This window comes from Amycolatopsis vancoresmycina (assembly GCF_000716785.1).
GTDB classification, from domain to species: Bacteria; Actinomycetota; Actinomycetes; order Mycobacteriales; family Pseudonocardiaceae; genus Amycolatopsis; species Amycolatopsis vancoresmycina.
In genome coordinates, this window is record NZ_JNYY01000016.1 from 140,548 (window position 1) to 164,141 (window position 23,594).

At 74.9% G+C, this 23,594-nt stretch carries 4 protein-coding genes; 1 reads left to right on the top strand and 3 read right to left on the bottom strand.

The window, feature by feature from the left end; translation table 11 throughout:
- Positions 1 to 1,395 carry a hypothetical protein gene (locus tag OO60_RS32560; protein ID WP_033262777.1) on the top strand — a complete coding sequence of 465 codons (1,395 nt, stop codon included), beginning with the start codon at positions 1 to 3 and terminating at the stop codon, positions 1,393 to 1,395.
- On the opposite strand, the gene OO60_RS32565 is transcribed toward OO60_RS32560, so the two are convergent.
- From OO60_RS32565 to OO60_RS32575, 3 genes are read right to left on the bottom strand one after another with little or no spacing between them, the layout of a single operon-like run.
- A complete protein-coding gene (locus OO60_RS32565) occupies positions 1,355 to 2,560 on the bottom strand; it encodes a cytochrome P450 (protein ID WP_003067397.1) in 1,206 nt (401 codons plus the stop codon). The two genes, OO60_RS32560 and OO60_RS32565, sit on opposite strands and share 41 nt — an antisense overlap.
- A complete protein-coding gene (locus OO60_RS32570; RefSeq protein WP_033262778.1) occupies positions 2,557 to 3,810 on the bottom strand; it encodes an MFS transporter in 1,254 nt (417 codons plus the stop codon). The genes OO60_RS32565 and OO60_RS32570 overlap by 4 nt, the downstream gene beginning before the upstream one ends.
- On the bottom strand, positions 3,807 to 23,495 hold the full coding sequence (locus tag OO60_RS32575) for a non-ribosomal peptide synthase/polyketide synthase (RefSeq protein WP_033262779.1): 19,689 nt from the start codon (positions 23,493 to 23,495) through the stop codon (positions 3,807 to 3,809). The genes OO60_RS32570 and OO60_RS32575 overlap by 4 nt, the downstream gene beginning before the upstream one ends.
- Between the last annotated feature and the right edge of the window lie 99 nt (positions 23,496 to 23,594).

A 23,594-nucleotide genomic window follows, 5' to 3' on the forward strand; every position in this document is an offset into this window, starting at 1 on the left:
ATGGCGGGGCTGGCGCGGTACCTGACGGCGGCGGTCCTGGTCCGCGGCGCGGACAGCGGAGCCACGGTGGGGCTCCTCCTCCTGGCCGCGGACCGCCACCAGCCCGCGGCGGCCGGCGGGCTGCTGGTGGCGGCGCTCAACGCACCGCACCTGGCGGGCCCGTGGCTGGCCGCTCAGCTGGACCGGGCACGCGACCGCCGCCACCTGCTCGCGGCGGCGTACGTGGGGTACGGGGTGGCGCTGGCGGCGGGCGCACTGGCGCTCGGAAAGCTGCCGACGGTGGTGCCGATCGCGGCGGTGGCCCTCGCGGGAGCCTGCGGGCCGCTGCTGACGGGCGGGTTGAGCAGCGTCCTGGGCGATCTGGCCTCGACGCGGGACGCACCTGCACCGGCCGCCAGCGGGGCAACGAGGACCTTGGCCAGCGGTCCGGGCGGCGGCCGGGCAACGGGCGCGGCGGAACCCGCTCCGAGCCGCCGAGGCCGGACCGCATCCCGCGATCCCGGCCCCAGCCGCGCACTCACCCGCACCGGCGGCGCAACCAGGACACTGGTTCGCGGCCGCAGCACCCACGCAAGCGGCACCGCCGACAGCACGGCCGGCCGCCGGAGCCGGGGGTGGGATGCGCTCACCTACGGCGTCGGCAACACCGCCGGCCCCGCCGCCGCTGCGAGCCTCACCGCGCTCGCCGGCCCGCTCCACGCCGTCCTCGTCCTGGCCGTTGCCGCGCTCGCCGGTGGGGTCCTCGTCCTCACCCTTCCACTCCGCGGCCGCGCCACCACCGCCTCCGCCGTCAGCCTCCGGGCCGGGCTTGCCGTTCTGGTCCGGCGGGCGCCGCTCCGGCGGGTCACTGTCCTCACCCTGCTCGGTGCCGTCGAACTCGGTGCCCTGCCCGTCATCGCCGTGCGGTTCGGGGCCGAACTCCACGGCACTGCCGCCGCCGGGGCCGCCCTCACCGTCGCCTACGGCGGCGGGAGCCTCCTCGGCTCCGCCCTCGTCACCGTGTGGCCGCTCAACGGCGAACCCGAAGTGCTCACTGCGCGGCTCTTCGCCGCCATGGCCGCCGCCACCGCCCTGTGTGCGCTCGCTCCCGGTTACGGCGTGGCCCTCGCCGGGTTCGGGGTGCTCGGCCTGCTGAACGCCACCTCCTTCACCGCGACCCTCGCCGCCCGCGGGGCCTACGCCCCGGCCGGGGCCCAGGCGCAGGTGTTCGTCACCAGTGCCGGGCTCAAGGTCGCCATGGCGGCCGCCGGGGCCGCGCTCGCCGGGGCCGCCGGCCAGCGCGGCCCCGTCCTGCTGCTCGCCGCCGCCGCGACCACCGGTCTCGCGGTGGTCGCGGCCCGGCTCGACGCCCTGATCAGGCCGGCCGGACGTCCAGCGGCAGGTGACGCACGCTGACGATCACCGACGGGTTCTGGAACACCACCGGGGCGTCCGTCGCGACCGCCAGGTCCCGGTACCGCTCGAACAGCACCTCGAACGCGATCCGGCCCTCCAGCCGGGCCAGGGGCGCGCCGAAGCAGAAGTGGATGCCGTGGCCGAACGTCTGGTGCGGGTTCGGGGTGCGGGCCGGGTCGAACGCGTCCGGGCGGGTGAACACCGCCGGGTCGCGGTTGGCCGCCGCCAGGTCCGCCATCAGGATCGCGTTCTCCGGGATCCGGTGGCCGCCCAGCTCGACCTCCGCCGTCGTGCGGCGGCCCAGCTCCGGGAACGGCGGCAGCAGCCGCAGCACCTCCTCCAGCGCCGGCGGCAGGCCGGCCGGGGACGAGCGCAGCGCCGCCGCGATCACCGGGTTGCGGTCGAACGTCACCACCGCGTTGCCCAGCAGCGCCGTCGTGGTGATGTGGCCGGCGATCAGCAGCAGCGCCACGAACCCGACGATCTCCTGGTCCTCGAGCCGCTCGCCGTTGAACTCCGCCTCGACCAGCCGGCTCGTCAGGCCCGGGCCGGGGTGGGCGCGGTGGTGGCGGATGTGGTCGAGGATGTAGGCGTTCATCTCGCGGATCGTCGGGGCGATCGCGTCCAGCGCCCGCTGGATGTCTGCCATGTCGGCCGACTCACCCAGCTGGTCGCCGCTGAACAGCACCTGGGCCCAGCGGGTGAACAGCGGGCGGTCCGCCACCGGGACGCCGAGCAGCTCCGCGATCACGATGATCGGCAGCGGGTACGCGAGCGCGTCCACCATGTCGAAGCGGTCCTGCCCGGCGACCTCGTCCAGCAGTTCGCCGGCGATGACGCGGATCCGGGGGGCCAGGCCGGCCACCACGCGCGGGGTGAACGCCTGGCTGACCAGGGTGCGCAGCTTGCGGTGGTCCGGCGGGTCCATCCCGACGAAATTGCCCTTTCGGAACGTCTCGAAGTCCTCCTGGACCGGGGTCAGCCCGCTGAAGTCGGACGAGAACGTGGCCGGGTCGGACAGCACCCGCGAGACGGACGCGTGGTCGAGCACCCGCCACAGGCCGCGCTCCTCGTCGTGGTGCACCGGGCCGCGTGCACGCAGCTCGGCCGCCCGCGCGAGCAGCTCCTCGAAGGCGAAGGAGAGGCCGGATTCCTGGGTTGTCATGGGGTTTTCTCCTCGGTCGTCGTGGGCTCGGGTGCGGGGACGAGGGTGTCGGCGCGGGGGAACCGGCGCAGGGTGGGGCTGACCGTGACGACCAGCGTCACCAGCGCGATCCCGGCGGCGCACAGCAGGACGGCGTCGGTGCCGGGGAACGCCTGCACCACCAGGCCGCCGAACGCGGGCCCGGTCGCCGCGGACACCCCGCCGATCACGCCCATCACGCTGGTCAGCCGGCCCCGCAGCCGGTCGGGGGTGAGCAACAGCTGGTACGTGCCGATCGTCGTGTTCGCGGTCGGCGGGAGCAGGGCCATCGCCACGAACAGCGCCCCCAGCAGGTAGCCGTCGTGGATCGCGGCCGCCAGCGGGGTCAGCAGGGTCAGCACCCAGAACACGCTGACGATCGAGACGTACGGCCGCAGGCGCCGCTGCAGGGCGGGCGCGATGAGCGACCCGAGCACGCCGCCGACGCCGAGCATCGCGGCCATCACGCCGATCTCGCCCGACGTGACGCCGCGTTCCTTGGCCAGCACGATGATGACGATGTAGTAGGCGCTGAAGAAGAAGTTCAGGCTCACCGCGCACGCCACCGTGACCCGCACGTGCCGCTCACTCCACACCCAGCGCAGCCCCTCGGCCATCTCCCGGCCCAGGTGGCCGCCGCCGGCCGGCGCCGCCGCGGGCTGCGGCGCCCGGACGAACAGCAGCGCGACCAGCGAAACGAGGTGGACGAACACGTCGAAGGCGAACGGGACGGCCCGCCCGAGCCCGTAGAGGAACCCGCCGGTGGCGGTCCCCGACAGCTGGCCGAGCGCGCCGCGCGCGGAGTTCATCGCCACCGCCGTGGGCAGCTGGGCCGCCGGGACGACCCCGGCCAGCATCGCGCCTTCGGCCGGCCCGAACAGCGACCGGCAGCAGCCCATCACCGCCGCCACCGCGACGAGCTGGGGCACGCCCACCACGTCCCACCAGATCGCCGCCGCCAGGCTCCCCACCGCGAGCGCGTAGACCGCCTCGCAGCCGAGCAGGATCTTCTTGCGGTCCCAGCGGTCGGCCAGCGCGCCCGCGGGCAGCCCCGCGACCAGCTGGGCCATCGCGTCGACGCCGAGCACCAGCCCGGACAGCGCCGGCGAGCCGGTCACCGTCAGCACCAGCAGCGGCAACGCGATCATCGACGCGCTGAACCCGGCTTCCGACAGCGCCTGGCTGCCCCACAGCAGCTGGTAGTTCCGGTTCCGCGAAAGGCGCGTGGTCACCGCCGCTCCTTCCGGCGGGCCGGGGCCTGGCTGTCGGCCGCGATCCGCCGCAGGGCGGTGGCGAAGTCGCCGGCCACCGCCTCGACGGTCCGCCGGTCGTGGCGGCCGGGCTGGTAGATCAGGGAGAACACCAGCTCGCCGTCCTGGACCGCGCCGACCAGGTCGAGCAGGTGCGGGTGGTGCTCGGCCGGGTCGTGGTCGCGGCCGAGCGACCCGCGGACGGCGGCGTACAGGCTGTCGGACGCCGACGCGGCGGCCCCGGAGCCGTCCCACTGCCCGAGGTAGTTGAACGAGATCTGCGGCTGGGCTCCGGCGAGCCGCTCCCGCACCTCCGGGGCGCCGAGGTGGCGCAGGGCGCCGAAGCCGAACCCGTTGCCGGGCACGGCCCGCAGCTGCTTGCGGACGGACTTGACCAGTGTCCGCCAGTCCGGCTCCTCGGTGTCCGCTATGGACAGTGCCACCGGGAACAGCGTGGTGAACCAGCCGACCGTCCGGTTGAGGTCGACGCCGTCGAGGACGTCTTCGCGGCCGTGGCCCTCCAGCGCGATCGCCACGTCTTCGCGCCCGGTCCACCGGGCCAAAGCCCAGGCCAGCGCGGTGAGCAGGACGTCGTTGACGCGCGTGCGGTAGGCCGCGGGCGCCGAGCGCAGCAGGGCGTTCGTGTCGGCGGCGCCGAGCGTCACGACGACCTCCGCGGTGCCGGTGACCGCCGTGTCGTGGTCCACCGGCAGCTCGCCGGCGGGTGGCAGGCCGGTCCAGTACGCCAGTTCGCCGTCGAACCCGCCGGCGCGGACGTGGTCGCGCAGCCGGTGCGCCCAGTCCCGGAACGACGTGGTCCGCGGGCCGAGGTCGGCGGGGACGTCCCGGACGGCCTGCCGGTAGGCGGTGTCGAGGTCGTCGAGCAGGATGCGCCAGGACACGGCGTCGACCACGACGTGGTGCGCGGCCAGGAACAGCCGCGGCCGCCACGCCGGATCGGCCGTCACCAGGACGGCGGCCAGCAGCGGGCCGTCGGCGAGGTCGAACCCGGCGTGGACGGCGTCGGCGATCCGCTCCAGCGCGGCCGGCCGCCCGGCCTCGGGCACCCCGGTCAGGTCCTCGTGGCGCAGCCGTGGCCCCGGCTCGACGTCGGCGTTGTGCTGCTGCCAGCCCGTTTCGGTGCGGGTGAACCGCATGCGGAGGGCGTCGTGGTGGGTCCACACCGCGGCCAGCGCCCGCTCGAGCGCACCGGCGTCGAAGCCGTCGGCGAGCTCGACGAGCATCGACTGGTTGAAGTGGTGCGGGTTCACGGTGTGGGTGGCGAAGAACCAGTCCTGGATCGGGGTCAGCGGCACGTCGCCGACGACCGGCCCCTCCGCCGACGCCTCCTCGGTCACCGCGCCGGCTTCGGGCGCCAGTGCGGCGACGGTCTGGTGCAGGAAGATGTCCTTTGTGGACACCCGAAGCCCGGCCTGCCGGGCCCGGGACACGACCTGCATGCTGAGGATGGAATCCCCGCCCAGCTCGAAGAAGTTGTCGTGCGTGCCGACCCGGTCCAGGCCGAGGACCTGGGCCCAGATCTCGCACAGGGTCCGCTCGGCCGGGGTCACCGGCTCGACGTGGCCGGTGGCGGGCTCGGCAGCGGCGGCGACCACGGGCAGGGCACGGCGGTCGACCTTGCCGCTCGGGCCGAGCGGCAGCGCCGGCAGCTCCGTGAGCGCCGAGGGCACCAGGTGCCCGGGCAGCGACCGGCCCAGGAATTCGCGCAGGCCGGCGGCGCCGACCGGGTCCGCGCCCGGTTCGGTGACGAAGCAGGCGACCAGGCGCTTGTGCCCCGAGGAGTCCTGCTGGACCGCGGCGACGGCGGCGGCCACGCCCGGGTGCCGGGTCAGTGCCGCTTCGACTTCGCCGAGTTCGATCCGGAAGCCGCGGACCTTGACCTGGTCGTCGGCCCGGCCGGTGAACTCCAGCTGCCCGGCCGCGGTCCACCGGACGACGTCGCCGGTGCGGTACATCCGCTCCCCCGGCGCGCCGAACGGGTTGGCGGTGAACCGGCCGGCGGTGAGGCCGGGCCGGTCGAGGTAGCCGCGGGCCAGGCTCGGCCCGGCGACGTACAGCTCGCCCGCCACCCCGATCGGCACCGGCTGGAGCGCGGCGTCGAGGACGTAGGCGCGGGTGTTGGGGATCGGCCGGCCGATCGGGGGCGGGGTGCCCGGGACCAGCGGGCCGCTCCAGGTCGCGACGACGGTCGACTCGGTGGGGCCGTACGCGTTGATCATCCGCCGTCCCGGGGCCCAGCGGTCGACCAGCTCGGGCGGGCAGGCGTCGCCGCCGACGACGAGCGTGCGCAGGTCCGGCAGGCCGGCCGCCGGCACGGTGGCCAGCGCCGCGGGCGGGATCAGGGTGTGGCTGATCCGGTGGGCGGCGAGGAACTCGGCGAGGGGTTCGCCGAGCAGCGGCTCGGGCGGCACGACGACGAGCGCGGCACCGGACGCCCACGCCAGGCAGAGCTCCAGGATGGCCGCGTCGAAGCTCGGCGAGGAGTAGGCCAGGACGCGGTCGCCTTCGGCAACCCGGAGGTGTTCGGCTTCGGCGGCGGCGAACCCGGCCAGCCCGGCGTGGGTGACGACCACGCCCTTCGGACGGCCGGTGGAGCCGGAGGTGTAGATGACGTACGCGGGGTGCTCCGGGCGGACGGGGACCGCCGGGGCGGGCTCGCCGTCGAACAGCCCCGGGTCGTCCAGGGTCAGCACGTCCACGCCGTCGGGCACCGGGGGCGCCAGGCCGTCCAGGGTCAGGACCAGCGCCGGGCGGGCGTCGGCGAGCATGAACGTGATGCGCTCGATCGGGTAGGTCGGGTCGACCGGGACGAACGCCCCGCCTGCCTTCCACACCGCCAGCTGCGCCACCACGATCTCCGCCGACCGCGGCAGCGCCAAGGCCACGATCCGCTCCGGGCCGATGCCGCGCGCCACAAGCACCCGCGCCAGCCGGGCGGCACGGGCGTCCAGCTCGGCGTAGGTCAGGGATTCGCCCGCGATGACCGCCATCGCGTCCGGCGTCCGGCGGGCCCGGGCCGCGACCAGCTCGGGCAGCGTCTCCGGTTCCACGAACCGCGCCGTTTCGTTCCAGGCGCCCACAACCAGGTCCCGCTCGGCCGGGCCGATCAGGGGCAGCCGGGACAGCGGCCGGTCCGGGTCGTCGGCGACCCCCGCGAGCAGCACGCCCAGGTGCGTGGCCAGGCGGTCGATCGTGGCCGCGTCGAACAGGTCCGTGTTGTAGGTCAGCGCCGCCCGCAGCACGCCGTCGTCCGGCTGGAACTCCAGTGTGAGGTCGAAGTTCGCCGCCGTCGCGGGCTGCGGGAGTTCCTCCGTCTCCAGGCCCGGCAGGCGGGTCGCTTCGCGGGGGCTGTTCTGCAGCACCACCATCACCTGGAACAGCGGCGTGCGGCTCGGGTCGCGGCCCGGCTGGACCGCGTCGACGACCCGGTCGAACGGCAGGTCCTGGTGGTCGAAGGCGGCCCGGACGCCCGCGGCGACCTCGTCGAGGAACGCCGTGAAGGCCAGGTCCGGCCGGACCCGCGACCGCAGCACCAGCGTGTTGACGAAGAACCCGACCAGGCCCTCGAGTTCCGGCCGCTCCCGGCCGGAGGTGACCGTGCCGACCGCCACGTCGTCCTGGTTCGCCCAGCGGCCGAGCAGCACCTGGCACGCGGCGACGAGCGTGGTGAACAGGGTCGTCTCGCGCTGCCGGCTCACCTGCTCGAGCCGCGCGGTCACCGCCGCCGGGACGGCGATCTCGTGCGTCGCGCCGCGGGTGGTGCGCACCGGCGGGCGGGGCCGGTCGGTGGGCAGTTCCAGCGGGGTGAGGTCGCGCAGGCGCTCGGTCCAGTACTCGGTCTGGCCGGCCAGCACGCGCTCGGCGAGCCGGCCGCGTTGCCAGGCCGCGAAGTCCGCGTACTGCACCGGCAGCGGCGGCAGGTCCGCCTGCTCGCCGCGCAACGCCGCCGCGTAGCACGCGCCGACCTCTTCGGCGATGAGCCCGTTCGACCAGCCGTCGGTGACGATGTGGTGCACCGCGACCGTGAGCACGTGCTCCTGCGGCGCGAGCCGGATCAGCTTCGCCCGCAGCAGCGGCCCTTCGCTCAGGTCGAAGGGTTGCTCGCCGTCGGCGCGCAGGATGTCCGCGAGGTCCTCCTCGCGGGCGTCGACGACCGGCAGCGGCACCGGCGCGGGCGGGTGCACGACCTGGACGCCGTGGCCGTCGGCGGAGCCGAACGTGGTGCGCAGCGGTTCGTGCCGGGCGACCAGGGCGGTGAACGCCCCGGCGAGCGCTTCGACGTCCAGTTCGCCGCGCAGGCGCACGGCGGAGCTGGTCACGTACTCGGTGCCGCCGGGCTCGAACTCGTCGAGGAACCACAGCCGCTTCTGGGCGAAGGACTGCGGCAGCTCGCCGTCGCGCGGCACCGCCGGGATCGGGTCCTGAACCGTGGCGCCGACCGTTTCGATGGCCGCGGCGAGCCGCGACACCGTCGGGTGGGCGAACACCGCCCGCGGCGACAGCGACACGCCGCATTCGGCCAGCAGCCGGGACACCAGCCGGATGCTGAGGATCGAATCACCGCCGAGTTCGAAGAAGTTGTCCTGCGCGCCGACCCGCTCGACGCCGAGCAGCCGCTGCCAGATCCCGGCGACGGCGCGCTGGGTCGGGGTGGCCGGCTCGGCGTAGGGCCGCTGCGACGGCACCGGGCCGTCCGGGACCGGCAGGGCGCGGCGGTCGACCTTCCCGTTGCGGTTCAACGGGAGTTCGGGCAGGACCAGGACGACGGCCGGGACCATGTATTCGGGCAGCGCCGCCGCGGCGTGCGCCCGCAGCTCGGCCGGGTCCGCATCGCGCTCGAGGACGACGTGGGCGAGCAACCGCCGGGTGCCGGCGGCATCGGTGTACACGGTGGCGACCGACTGCGCGACCGCCGGGTGGGCGGCCAGCACGGCCTCGACCTCGGCGAGCTCGATCCGGAACCCGCGCAGCTTGACCTGGTCGTCGGAGCGGCCGAGGAAGACGAGGTCCCCGCCGGGCTCGCGCCGGACGACGTCGCCGGTGCGGTACATCCGGTCGCCCGGCGCGCCGAACGGGTCGGCGACGAACCGCTCGGCGGTCAGGCCGGGCCGGCCGAGGTAGCCGCGGGCCAGGCCCGCGCCGGCCAGGCACAGCTCGCCGGGCGCCCCGGCGGGCAGCGGCCGCAGGTCCGCGTCCAGCACGTACGCGCGCATGCCGTCGAGCGGGCGGCCGATCGGCACGGGCTCGGGCACGCCGGTCTCGCCGGGGATCCGGAAGGAGGTGGCGAAGGTGGTGGTTTCGGTGGGGCCGTAGCCGTCGACCACGACCAGGCCGGGGCAGGCGGCCTGGACCGCGCGCACCACGGCGGGCGGGACGACGTCGCCGCCGGTCCACACCTCGCGCAGGCCGCGCAGGCAGTCCGGGGCGTCCTGGGCGAGCAGCCGGAAGAGCCCGGCGGTCAGCCACGCCGAGGTCACGCCGTGCGCGGAAACCGCGCGCCGCAACGACTCCACGGTCAGGTCGGGGCCGTCGGGCAGGACCGCCGAGCCGCCGTTGAGCAGCGGCACCCACAGTTCGTAGGTGGAGGCGTCGAAGGCCAGCGGCGAGTGGGCCAGCACCCGCGTGTGCGCGCCGCCGGCGAAGCGGCCGTCCTGGGCCAGCGCGGTGATGTCGCGGTGGCGCACGGCGACGCCCTTGGGGACGCCGGTGGAGCCGGACGTGTACATCACGTAGGCGAGGTTTTCGGGCCCGGCCGTCGATTCCGGCGCCGTGGCGGACCGCTGCTCCCCCACGGTCAGCACCGGTCCGCTGTGGACGGCTTCGGCGGTCGCCACCCAGGTGTCCCCGGCCACGACGACCGATACCCCGGCTTCGGCGAGCACGGCCCGCAGCCGCTCGTGCGGCGCCCGGGTGTCCAGTGGCACGTAGGCCGCGCCCGCCTTGAGCACGGCGAGTTCGGCGACGACGTGGTCCACCGACGGTTCGAGCAGCAGCCCGATCCGGTCCTCCGCACCCGCGCCGAGCCCGGCCAGCCGGTGCGCCAGGTGGTTCGCGCGCTCGTCGAGCCCGGCGTAGGTCAGGACCTGGTCGCCGGCCAGCACGGCGGGATCGTCCGGCCGGCGCCGCACCCGGTCGGCGAACAACGCGGGCACGGTGGACGGCGTCCCGGCGGCGCTGCGGCCGTGGGCGTCGGCGAGCACCCGGGCGCGTTCGGCCGCGCCGGTCCACGGCACCCGCGCCAGCAGCCGTCCGGGGTCGGCGGTGAGGGCGTCGAGCAGCAGCACCAGGCGGTCGGTCATGGCCGTGACGGTGGCGGCGTCGAACAGCGCCGGGTCGTAGGCGAGGTCGAGGGCCAGGCTTTCCTCCAGGGAGGCGCGCAGGCACAGCGGGAAGTTCGTGGCGTCGGCCGAGGCGACCTCGACGACCCGCGGCGCGCCCGCGGTGGCGGGTTCGCTGATCGGGTAGTTCTCGAACACGACCATGCTGGCGAACAGGTTCTGCCCCGCGGCGACGTCGCTGAGCGGGCGCAGCCGGGCCAGCGACACGAAGTCGTGGTCGCGGGCTTCGCTCTGGACCGCCTGCAGCTGCCCGAGCCACCGCGCGACCGGCTGGGTGCCGTCGATGCGGACGCGGGTGGGGATGGTGTTGATGAACAGCCCGAGCATGGTCTCGACGCCGGCCAGATCGGCCGGGCGGCCGGAGACGGTGGTGCCGAAAACGACGTCACGGTCGCCGGAGAGCATCGCCAGCAGCAGCGCCCAGCCGCCCTGCACCACGGTGTTCACGGTGAGGCCGTGCGTCCTGGCGAACTCCCGCAGCCGCAGCGTCGCGGCCGGGGCCAGTTCGATCCGGACCGAATCGGTGGACCGCGACTGGTGGGCTTCGGCCGGCTGGCGGTCGTAGGGCAACGCCGTCGGGGCCTCGAAGCCGGCCAGGGTGTCCCGCCAGAACGCGTCGGCCGCGGCCTGGTCGCGCTCGGCCAGCCAGCCGAGGTAGTCCCGGTAGGGGCGCCGGGTGACGAGGGCGGGCCGGACGCCGGCGGTCGCGGCGGCGTACTGCTCGCAGGCTTCGGCGAAGACCTGCGCGGAGCTCCAGCCGTCGAACAGGACGTGGTGGGAGGTCCAGACCAGGTCGACCTCGTCGCCGGGGAGGGCGGCGATGGTCAGCCGGGTCAGCGGCGCCCGGGTCAGGTCGAACGGGACGGCCCGGTCGGCCGCCAGGACTTCCTGCAGCGCGGTTTCGCGGTCCGCCGGGCTCAGGTCGCGCCAGTCGTGGTGACCGACCGGCAGGGTCGCGGCGCGGTCCACCACCTGGACCGGTTCTTCGACACCCGTCCAGACGAGACGGGTGCGCAGCACCGGGGTCCGGTCGACGACCCGCTGCCAGGCCGCGGCGAGCGCGGCGGGGTCGGCGACCCCGGCGAGCCGGATGCGGACCTGCTCGAAATAGGCCGGGGAGCCGTCGTCGAGCAAGGTGTGGAACACCATCCCGGCCTGCAGCGGCGTGAGCGGGTAGACGTCCTCGACCGCGCGGCCGTCGCCGATCAGCCGGTCTACTGTGGACTGATCGAGCCGGGCCAGCGGGAAGTCCGACGGCGTGCGGCCGCCGGCGCCCGGCGTGGCGCAGTGCTCGACGATTTCGCGCAGCGCCGCGAGGACCTGCTCGGCGAGCCCGCGGACGGTGTCTTCGCGGTGGATGCCGGGGGCGTAGGTCCAGGCGAGTTCGAGCTGCCCGCCGTCGACGATGCCCACCACGTCGAGCAGCGCCGTGCGCGGCCGCCGCGGGTCGACGTCGTCGCCGAGGTCGCCGCCCCAGCCGCGGTACAGCCCGTCGGTGTCACCGCCGGTGGTCCACTGGCCGTGGTAGTTCAGGGATATCTGCGGCACGGGCCCATCGCGCAGCGGCGAGTCCGGTGCCAGCCACCGCAGGGCGCCGTAGCCGAGGCCCTTGCCGGGGATGGCCCGCAGCTGCTCCTTGACGGATTTCAGCGTCGTGCCCCAGTCCCCGGCCGCGCCGACGGTGAGCGCGACCGGGAATTCGGCGGTGAACCAGCCGACCGTGCGGGAGAGGTCGAGGTCGGCGAAGATCTCTTCGCGGCCGTGGCCCTCCAGGGAGACCAGGACGCGCTCGCGGCCGGTCCAGCGGGCCAGCACGCGGCCGAGCGCGCTGAGCAGCACGTCGTTGATCTGCGTGCGGTAGACCTCGGGGACCTGGCGCAGCAGGGCGTCGGTGGTGCCGGGGTCCAGGCGGACGGTGATCGTGCGGGCGCTCCCGGCGGTGTTCTCCCCCTCCGCGTCCACCGGCAGCGCCGGGTCGACGCCGTCGAGCACTTCCGTCCAGTAGGGCAGTTCGGCGTCGAACGCGTGCCCCGCGAGGCGGTCCGCCCAGCGGAGGTAGCTGACCGGCGCCGGGCCGAGGTCGATCGGCTGCCCGGAAACCACCTGGCGGTAGGCGGTTTCCAGGTCTTCCAGCAGGATCCGCCACGACACGCCGTCGACCACCAGGTGGTGCACCACCAGCAGCAACCGCGGCGGCTCTCCGGGGGACGTGATCAGCACGGGCGCGACGAGCGGGCCGTCCCCGGCCTTCAGCGTGGCGCGGGCTTCGGCCGCGACCGTGCGCGTGTCCACATAGGACACTCGACGCAGGGCCGGGATTCCGGCGCCGGGGTCGAACTCCTGCCGCCGGCCGTCGCCGGTGAACCGGGTGCGCAGGGCGTCGTGGCGGGCCAGCACCGCGCCCAGCGCGGTTTCGAGGGCCGGGAGGTCCACGTCCGGGTCGAGTTCGGCGAGCGTCGACATGGTGAAGTGGTCGTGGTGGCCGGTTTCGAAGAACCACCGCTGGATCGGCGTGAGGGGCGCCGAGCCGGTGAAGGCGGCTTCGGGCTCGGCGGCCGGTTCGGCGGCGACGAGCGCGAGCTCGGCGATGGTCTGGTGCCGGAAGACGTCCCGGGAGGTCAGCCGCAGGCCGTGCCGCCGGGCCCGGGACACGACCTGGATGCTGAGGATGGAATCCCCGCCCAGCGCGAAGAAGTTGCCGTCCACCCCCGGCTCCGCGATCCCGAGGACGTCGGCCCAGATCCGGGCGAGCAGCCGTTCGGTGTCCGTGCGCGGGGCGGTCCGGCCCTCGGCAGGCGCCGGGTGGACGGCGGGCGCGGGCAGCGCCCGGCGGTCGACCTTGCCGCTGGTGGCCAGCGGCAGCCGGTCCAGGGGGACGAACACCGACGGCACCAGGTGGTCGGGCAGGGTCTCCTTCAGCGCCGCCCGCAGCCGTACCGGATCCGCCGCGGAGCCCGGGACGACGTAGGCGACCAACCGGCCGTCACGGGCGGCGACCACCGTGTCCGCGACCTCGGGCAGGGCGCGCAGGGCCGCCTCCACCTCGCCCGGCTCGATCCGGAAACCGCGGATCTTCACCTGGTCGTCGACCCGGCCGAGGTACTCCAGGTGTCCCTCGGCGGTCCAGCGGGCGCGGTCACCGGTGGCGTACCTCCGGCTGCCCGGCGGCCCGAACGGGTTGGCGCGGAAGCGGTCCGCGGTCAGCCCCGGCCGGCCGAGGTAGCCGCGGGCCAGCTGGACCCCGGCCAGGTGCAGCTCGCCGGGCACGCCGATCGGCGCCGGACGGCCGCGGTCGTCGAGGACGTAGGCCTGCACGTTCCCGAGCGGGCGGCCGATCACTTCGCGCGCGGTCTCGCCGATCCGGCTCAGGGTGGCGTCCACCGTGCACTCGGTCGGGCCGTAGAGGTTGAACGCCGTGACGCCGTCGAGGTCGCCCAGCTCGCGCCACAGCGCCTCGCCGACGGCTTCCCCGCCGATCAGCAGCACCGGCGGCCGGTGCCCGTCGAACCCGGTGTCCAGGAGGTGGCGGACGAACGACGGCGTCGAGTTGACCAGGTCGATCCGGTGCCCGGCGACGTACCGGGCGAGCAGGGCCGGGTCGAGCCGGGTGTCGCCGTCGATCACGTGCAGCTCGTGCCCGGCCGTGAGCATCAGCAGCACGGCTTCCCAGGACGCGTCGAAGGAGAACGCGGCGGTCAGCGCCACCCGCAGCCGGTCCTTCCCGGCGGCGGCGGTGAACTCCGCCGCGTGGTCGACGGCGAAGTTGGCCAGGGCGCGGTGGGTGACGAGGACGCCCTTCGGCGTGCCGGTGGAGCCGGAGGTGTAGATCGCGTAGGCGGCGTGGTCCGGGGTGAGCGGCGCGAGCCGGTCGGCGTCGGTGAGGTCCGCGGCCGGTTCCTCCGCGGCCACCGGTTCGGTGATCACCAGCACCGGCCGGGCGTCGGCCAGCAGCGCCTCCCGGCGCCGGGCGGGCAGCTCCGGGTCCAGGGGCAGGTGGACGGCACCGGCCTTGAGGACGGCGAGGACGGTGACCACGAAGTCCGCGGACCGGGGCAGGGCGACGGCGACGAGCCGCTCGGGCCCGGCCCCCCGGGCGACGAGCACCCGCGCGATCCGGTTGGCCCGGGCGTTCACCTCCGCGAAGGTCAGCGTCGTGTCGCCGCAGACCAGCGCGGTCGCGTGCGGGGTACGGGCGGCCAGCGCCTCGAACAGCCCGGCGACGGTCGTGTCCGGCACCGGCCGTCCGGTCGCGTTCCACGTCTCGACGACCAGGGCCGCTTCGGCCGCGGGCAGCAGCGGCAGGGTGTCGACGGGCCGGTCCGGGTCGGCGACGACCGCGGTGAGCAGGACCGTGAGGTGCTCGGCGAAGCGCGCCATCGTCGCCGCGTCGAACAGGTCGGTGTTGTAGTTCAGCAGGCCACGCAGGCCGTCGGGCCGTTCCTCGAATTCGACGCTCAGGTCGAACCCGGCGGTGGTCATGGGCAGGGCCAGCTCGCTCGCCGTGAGCCCGGCGAGGGCGGGCAGGCGGTTGCCCGCGTTCTGCAGGGTGACCAGGACCTCGAACAGCGGGGTGCGGCTGGGGTCGCGGTACGGGGCGAGCTCGTCGACGATCCGCTCGAACGGGACGTCCTGGTGCGCGAAGGCGTCCAGGACGGTCCGGCGGACGGTGCCGAGCAGTTCGCCGAAGCTGCGTCGTCCATCCACATTGGACCGGAGCACGACGGTGTTGACGAAGAGGCCGACCAGGTCCTGGACCTCCGGGTGGTCGCGGCCGGAGGTGACCGTGCCGACGGCGACGTCGTCCTGGCCGGACCAGCGCCGCAGCACCAGCTGGCAGGCGGCGGCCAGCGCCGTGAACAGGGTCGTGTCGCGGTCGTGGCTCAGCCGGCGCAGCCCGGCGAGGGCTCCGGCGTCCAGGGTGAACTCGTGCTCGGCGCCGTTCGAGGTCCGGGTCGCCGGGCGCGGGCGGTCGGTCGGCAGATCCAGGGGACGGAGGCCGTCGAGCTCGTCGCGCCAGAAGCCCAGCTGCTCGGCGAGGAAGTCGCCGGTGAGGCGTTCGCGCTGCCACGCGGCGAAGTCCGCGTACTGGACCGGCAACGGCGGGAGTTCGGCCCGCTCGTCGCCGTAGAGGGTGGCCAGCTCGCCGACGAGGACACCCATCGACCAGCCGTCGGTGATGATGTGGTGCAGCGCCAGGACGAGGGCGTGGTCGCCGGCGGCCAGCCGGACCAGCCGGGCCCGCAGCAGCGGGCCGCGGGCGAGGTCGAACGGCCGGGCGAGGTCCTCGGCCAGCAGCCGCCGCAGGTGCTCCGGGCCGCTCACGTCGGTGACCGGCAGCGCGAGCTGCCACGGCTCCCCCACTTCCTGGCGGGGCCGTCCGTCGGTGGCGGGGAACGTGGTGCGCAGCGACTCGTGCCGGGCGATCAGCGCGGTGAGCGCGCGGGCGAGCGCGTCCGGCCGCAGGTCGCCGCGCAGCCGCACGCCGAACACCGTGACGTGGTCGGTGCTGCCGGGGGCGAAGTCGTCGAGGAACCACAGGCGCTGCTGGGCGAACGACAGCGGCAGCTCGCCGTCGCGGGCGACCGGCGTGATCGCCGCCGTGACCGGGGCGGCGGACGCGGCGGGGAGGGCCGCCGCCAGCGCTTCCACCGTCGGGTGGTCGAACACGGTCCGCGGCGACACGTCGACGCCGAACGCTTCGCGCAGGGCGGAGCTGAACCGGATGCTGAGGATGGAATCCCCGCCCAGCTCGAAGAAGTTGCTGCTCGCCCCGACGCGGTCCAGGCCCAGCGTGGCGGCCAGGACGGCCGCGACCGTGCGTTCGGAGTCCGTCCGCGGTTCGACGAACTCGCCGCTTTCCGCCGCGGCCGCGGCGGGTGCCGGGAGCGCCCGCTGGTCGAGCTTCCCGTTGCGGGTCAACGGGAGTCCGTCGAGGGTGACGAACGCGGACGGCACCATGTAGTCCGGCAGGGAGCGGCTCAGGTGCTCGCGCAGCCGGGCCGCGCTCGGCGGGGCGTCCGGGGCCGCCGGGACGACGTAGGCGACCAGCCGCTTGCGGCCGGGTTCGTCCTCGCGGGCCAGCACCGCCGCCGAGCCGACGTCCGGCAGGGCCAGCAGGGTGGCCTCGATCTCGCCCGGTTCGATGCGGAAGCCGCGGATCTTCACCTGCTGGTCGGCGCGGCCGTGGTAGCGCAGGGCGCCGTCACGGGTGCGGGACACCCGGTCGCCGGACCGGTACATCCGGGAGCCGGGCGCGCCGGACGGGTCGGCGACGAACCGGGCGGCGGTCAGGCCCGGGCGGCCGAGGTAGCCGCGGGCCAGGCCGTCGCCGGCCACGTACAGCTCGCCGGGCACCCCGGCCGGAACCGGGTTCAGGTCCGCGTCGAGCACGTACCCGCGCAGGTCGGGCAGCGCGGTGCCGATGATCCCCGGGGTGTCCACATCGGACACGAGGTCGTGGTGGGTGACGTGCACGGTGGTCTCGGTGATGCCGTACATGTTCACCAGCCGCGGCGCGCGGTCGCCGTGGCGGGCGAACCAGCCCGCCAGCCGGCGGGTGTCCAGTGCCTCGCCGCCGAAGATCACGTACCGCAGCGAAAGCCGGGTGCCGGGGTCGTCTTCGTCGGCGCGGACGAGCTGGTAGAACGCCGACGGCGTCTGGTTGAGCACGGTGACGCCCTCGGCGGCCAGCAGGCGCAGGAACTCCCGCGGCGACCGGGACACGACGTGCGGCACGACGACGAGCCGGCCGCCGTGCAGCAGCGGACCCCAGATCTCCCACACCGAGAAGTCGAACGCGTAGGAGTGGAACAGCGTCCAGACGTCGTCGGCGCCGAACCCGAACCGGGCTTCGGTCGCGGCGAACAGGCGCGTGACGTTCCGGTGCGGGATCACCACGCCCTTGGGCAGCCCGGTCGAGCCGGAGGTGTAGATGACGTAGGCGGGGTGGTCCGGCGTGCCGCGCGGCGGCGGGTCGGTGTCCGGGCCCGCCTCGACGTCGACGTCTTCGGGCGTGAGGACGGCGACGGGCTCGGTGTCGGCGAGCATCCGCTCGACGCGTTCGGCCGGGGTGGCCGGGTCGATCGGCAGGTACGCGGCCCCGGCCTTGAGCACGGCGAGGATCGCCACGACCTGCGCCGCCGACCGCGGCAGGCGCAGCGCGACGAACCGTTCCGGGCCGGCGCCGAGCGCGATCAGCCGGTGCGCCAGCCGGTTGGCCCGCGCGTTGAGCTCGGCGTAGGTGAACCGGGTGCCGTCGCCGGTGAGCGCGACGGCGTCCGGCCGGGCCGCGACCTGGGCGGCGAAGAGTTCCGTGATGGTCGGCGCGGGCAGCGACGGCGGCTGGTCTTCGACCAGGCGGGCGCGGTCGCCGTCCGACAGCCACGGCAGCCGCGCGATCGGCCGGTCCGGGTTCTCGGCCATGCCGAGCAGCAGGGTCTCCAGCCGGGCCGCCAGTGCGGCGGCGGTTTCGTCGTCGAACAGCGCCGGGTCGGTGGCGAGCTCGAAGCCGAGTTGCCGGTCGGCGTAGGCGCGCAGGGTGACCGGGAACGTCGTGGCGTCGAGCGCGGTCACCTCCCGCAGCGTGACGCCCGCCTGCGCGGCGGCGTTCTCGTCGAAGGGGTAGTTCTCGAACGCGACCATGCTGTCGAACAGGTTCTCGCCCGAGGGGACGTCGCTGAGGGCGCGCAGCTTCCCGAGGGCGAGGAAGTCGTAGCGGCGGGCCTGGTTCTGCTCGTCCTGCAGCCGCTGCAGCCAGGCCAGTACCTGCTCGCCGCTGTCGATCCGCGTCCGCGTCGGGACGGTGTTGATGAACATCCCGATCATGTTCTCGACGCCCGGCAGGTCGTCGGGACGGCCGGAGACGGTGGTGCCGAACACGACGTCGGATTCGCCGCTGGAGTGGGCCAGCAGCAACGCCCACACGCCCTGCACGAGCGTGTTGACGGTCAGGCCGTGACGCCGGGCCACGTCCCGCAGCCGGGCAGTGTCCTCTGTGGACAAGGACACCCGGTTCGTGCGCGACGAACGGGTGCGGTGGGCCTGGGCCGGGGGCCGGTCCCAGGGCAGCGGGGTCGGGGCGGCGAACCCGGACAGCACCGTGCGCCAGTGGTTCTCGGCCGCCGTGCCGTCCTGGGCGGCGAGCCAGCCGAGGTAGTCGCGGAACGGCCGGTGCGCGGGCACGCGCGGGATCCGGTGCTCGGTAAGGGCGGCGTACTGCTCGCACACCTCGGTGAAGATCTGGGCGAGGCTCCAGCCGTCGAGCACGATGTGGTGCGAGGTCCACATCAGCAGGACGCGGTCGTGGGTCAGGGCGACGACGGCCAGGCGCATCAGCGGCGCGCTGGTGAGATCGAGCCCGGTGGCGGCGTCTTCGGCCGAAAGCCGGTCCAGCTGCTCGGCCTGCTCGGCCTCGGACAGGCCGCGCCAGTCGTGGCGGGTGATCGGGACGACCGCCCGGCGCCGCACGACCTGCAGGGGCTCCTCGACGCCGTCCCAGACCAGTTCCGTGCGCAGCACCGGGGTGCGGTCGGCGACCTGCTGCCAGGCCTGGGCGAACGCGTCGGGTTCGCGGACGCCGTCCAGGAGCATCCGGGCCTGGTCGACGTAGGCGTCGGCGGCGGGGTCGAGCAGGCTGTGGAACAGCATGCCCGCCTGCAGCGGGGTGAGCGGGTAGACGTCGTCGACCTCGCGGCCGTCGCCGACCAGGCGGTCCACTGTGGATTGATCAAGGCGGGCGAGGGGGAAGTCCGACGGCGTGCGGCCGCCGCTGCCGGGCCGGGCGCAGTGGGCGACGATCTCGCGCAGCCCGGCGAGCATCGCCTCGGCCAGGTCGCGGACGGTGGCTTCGTCGTTGACCTGGTCGGAGTAGGACCAGGTCAACGACAGCTCGCCGGACTCGACGACACCGGTCACGTCGAGCTGGTAGGTGCTCGCCTCGTCGGGGGCGATGTCCGGGCCCGGGCTGTCGTGCCGGCCGCGGAAGAGCCCGTGGTCACCGGCCTTGGCGTCCCAGCGGCCGTGGTAGTTGAAGCAGATCTGCGGCAGCGGGAACGCCTGCAGGGCGTGCCCCGGCGCACCGGCGCCACCGAGGTAGCGCAGCGCCTCGTAGCTCAGGCCGCGGCGCGGGACGGCCCGCAGCTGCTCCTTGACCGCCTTGAGCGTGGCGCCCCAGTCCCCCGACGGCGGCAGGTCGAGCGCCACCGGGAACTGCGTGGTGAACCAGCCGGCCGTGCGGGACAGGTCGACGCCGTCGAGGACGTCCTCGCGGCCGTGGCCCTCCAGGGCGATCAGGACGCCGTCGTCGCCCGTCCGCCCGGCCAGTGCCCGGCCGAGTGCGCTCAGCAGGACGTCGTTGACCTGGGTCCGGTAGGTCGCGGGCACCTGGTGCAGCAGCGCGTCGGTGTCTTCCGCGCCGAGGGTGACGGTCAGCGTGCGGGTCGAGCCGGTGGTGCCCGCGCCCGCGTGGTCGGCGGGCAGCGCCGCCGGGACCCGGCTCGCCACCCGCGTCCAGTGCCCGAGGTCGTCGTCGAACCCGCCGGCCCGCACGTGCTGCTCCAGCAGGTGCGCCCACTGGGTGAACGGCGTGGCCGTGGCCGCGAGCCGGACCGGTGCCCCGGCGGCGACCTGGCCGTAGGCGGTTTCGAGGTCGCCGAGCAGCAGCCGCAGCGTCACGCCGTCGGCCACCAGGTGGTGCACGGCCAGGAACAGCAGCGGCGGCCGGGTGCCGCGGGCGAGCAGCGCCGCGCCGGCGAGGACGCCGGTGGCGAGGTCGAGGCCGGCCCTCACCTGCGCGGCCGCGGCCTCGATGCCGGCGCGCTGCCCGGCGTCGCCGAGCGAGGCCAGGTCCCGGATCCGCAGGATCCCGGTGGGCGGCGACGGCACGACCTCCTGCCGCCACTGGCCGTCGACGGTGAAGAACCGGGTCCGCAGGGCCTCGTGGTGGGCGACGACCGCGTCGAGGGCGGTCCGCAGCGCCTGCTGGTCGACGTCGGCGGGCAGCTCCAGCAGCTGCGACATGGTGAAGTGGGCCAGCGGGCCGTGGGTGGCGAAGAACCAGTGCTGGATCGGGGTCAGCGGGGCCGGGCCGGCGACCGGGGCGGCCGCCGGGGTGGCCGCCGTGGTGGCCTGCACCGCGGTCGCGAGCCCGGCGATGGTCTGGTGCAGGAAGATGTCGCGCGAGGTGAGCCGCAGGCCGGCCTGCCGGGCCTGCGCGACCACCTGGATGCTGAGGATCGAGTCGCCGCCGAGGCCGAAGAAGTTGTCCTCGACGCCGATGCGGTCGTTGCCGAGCACCTCGGACCAGATCGCCACCAGCTGGTGCTCGACGGCGGTCCGGGCCGGCACGTAGGTCCCGCCGCCGTCCGCCGGTGCGTCGGGGGCCGGGAGCGCCCGGCGGTCGACTTTGCCCTGCGGGGTCAGCGGAATCGCGTCGATCGGGACGAACGCCGACGGCACCAGGTAGTCGGGCAGCGTGGCCCGCAGGGCGGTGCGCAGGCCGTCCGGCGTGACCTCGCGGGTGCCGGCGACGTAGGCGACCAGCCGGGCGTGCCCGCCGTCCGGCCGGTGGGCCACGACGACGGCGGCCGCGACGCCGGGCAGGCGCACCAGCGCGGCCTCGACCTCGCCCGGTTCGACGCGGAACCCGCGGATCTTCACCTGGTCGTCGAGGCGGCCCAGGTACTCGAGCTGCCCGTCGGCGGTCCAGCGGACGCGGTCGCCGGTGCGGTACATGCGCTCGCCGGGCGCCCCGAAGGGGTTCGCGACGAAGCTGCCGGCCGTCCGGCCCGGGCGGCCGAGGTAGCCGCGGGCCAGCTGCGCCCCGGCGAGGCAGAGTTCGCCGGGCACCCCGGCGGGCACCGGCCGCAGGTCCTGGTCGAGGACGTAGGCGCGGGTGTTGGCCAGTGGCCGGCCCAGGACGGGACGCGGTGTTCCGCCGACCCGGCACGAGACGGCGTCCACTGTGTACTCGGTCGGGCCGTAGAAGTTGTGCGCCACGGTGACTTCGGCGGTGGCGAGCTCGCGCCAGAGCGTGTCGTCGAGGGCTTCGCCGCCGAGCATGAGGATCTTCGGCCGGTGACGCGGGTCGGTCAGCAGCCCGGCGGGGATCAGCCGGCGCAGGTAGGTCGGGGTGAGGTCGAGGAAGTCGATCCGGCGCTCGGCGATGTAGCCCACCAGCGCGTCCGCGTCGAGGCGGGCGTCGTCGCCGATCAGGTGCAGCTCGTGGCCGTCGGCCATGAGCAGCGGGCCCTCCAGGGACGTGTCGAACGACAGCGTGGCGGTCAGCGCGACCCGCAGCCGCCGCCCGGGAACGGCGAAGTCGTTGCGGTGGTTGAAGAGCAGGTTCGTCAGGTTGCGGTGCGGGACGGCCACACCCTTCGGCCGGCCGGTCGACCCGGACGTGTAGATGACGTAGGCGGTGTTGTCCGGCCGCAGCGGCGCGACGCGGTCGGCGTCGGTGAGGTCGGTGGCGGGGTGGTCCAGGTCCGCGGCGGCGATTTCCGCCGGTCCGAGGAGCAGCTCGGCACCGGAGTCGCGCAGCAGCAGCTCCTTGCGGTCGGCGGGCAGCGCCGGGTCGATCGGCAGGTACACCGCACCGGCCTTGAGCACGGCGAGGAAGGCGACGATCGCGTCGGCGGTGCGCGGGAGGGCGAGGGCCACGACCCGCTCGGGGCCGGCGCCCAGCGTGACGAGGTGGCGGGCCAGGCGGTTGGCCATCGCGTTGAGTTCGGCGAAGCTGAGGGCGACGTCCCCGGCGACGAGCGCGGTCTCGTCCGGGCTGCGCTGGGCCTGCGACTCGAACAGCTCGGTGACGGTCGCCTCGGGCACGTCCAGCGCGGTGTCGTTCCACTCGGTGCGCAGCCGGTCTTCCTCGGCGGCGGTGAGCAGCGGCAGCTCGCCGACCGGGCGCCGCGCGTCGGCGGCGATCGCGGTCAGCAGCACGGTGAGGTGCTCGCCCAGCGCGACGGCGGTCCGCTCGTCGAACAGGTCGGTGTTGTACTCCAGCGACCCTTCGAGCGCGTCGGCGGACGGCTGGAACTCGACGGTGAGGTCGAAGTTGGCGGCCCGGCGGGCCACCTCGACCGGCTCGGCGGTCACCCCGGCGAAGTCCACCGGGCCGGACTGGCTCCCGTGCAGCAGCACCATCGCGTCGAACAGCGGGGTGCGGCTGGGATCGCGGTCCAGGCGCAGCGCTTCGACGAGCTTTTCGAACGGTGCTTCGGCGTGCTCGAACGACTCCAGGACCGTCGTGCGGACGGCGTCGAGCAACTCGCCGAACGGCGCCTTCGTGTCCACAGTGGACCGGATGACGACGGTGTCGACGAAGAACCCCACCGTGTGCTGCAGCTCGGGCCGGTTCCGGCCGGACACCACGGTGCCCACGGCGATGTCGGTCCGCCCGGTGTAGCGGGCGAAGAGCACCTGGCAGGCCGCGACCAGCACGGTGTAGAGCGTGGTGTCGTGGGCCCGGGCCAGCTCGGCCAGCCCGGTGGCCACCCCGGCCGGGACGCGGAAGTGGTGGATGGCCCCCGCGGTCGTGCGCACCGCGGGCCGCGGCCGGTCGGACGGCAGGTCGAGCGGTTCGACGCCGGCGAGCTGCGTCGTCCAGTAGGCGAGGTGCCGGTCGAGCGCGGGCCCGGCCAGCCGGTTCCGCTGCCACACGGCGAAATCGGCGTACTGGACCGCCGGCTCGGGCAGGTCCGCGGGCTCGCCGCGGACGGCGGCCGCGTAGAGCGTTGCGAGCTCGCCGACGAGGATGCCCATCGATTCGCCGTCGGTGACGACGTGGTGGGCGGTGACGAGCAGGACGTGGTGCTGCGGCCCGGCGCGCACCAGCAGCAGCCGCACCAGCGGCCCGCGGCGGAGGTCGAACGACCGGCTGTATTCGGTCTCCAGTACCTCGTCCAGGTCGGCGGGCCGCAGCGCGGGATCGGTGGTGAGGTCGACCATCCGCACCGGGATCTCCGGCTCGGCGTGGATGACCTGCACCGGGGTGCCGCCGGTGTCGTCGACGGTGGTGCGCAGGGCCTCGTGCCGGGCCACCAGCTGCGCGAGCGCACCGGTGAGCGCACCCGTGTCGAGCGGCCCGGTCAGCCGCAGCGCGACGGCGCTGTTGTATTCGGCGTCCCCCGGGCGGAACTCGTCGAGGAACCACAGCCGCTGCTGCGCGAACGACAGCGGCAGGGCGTTCTCCCGCGGCGCCCGGCCGATGACGTCGGACCGCTCCGCCCGGCCGGCCAGCCGGCGCTTGAGCGCCTCCCGCAGCTCCGCGGGCAGCGCATCGATGCGGCTCTTCCTCGAGGTGGTCATCGCTTTCGTTTCCTCACAACACGAGTCGGGGTGGTTCGGGGTGGCTCCGGGCTCCGGCCAAGGTCGCGAATGACTCATTCGGGACGTCGGAGGTCCCGA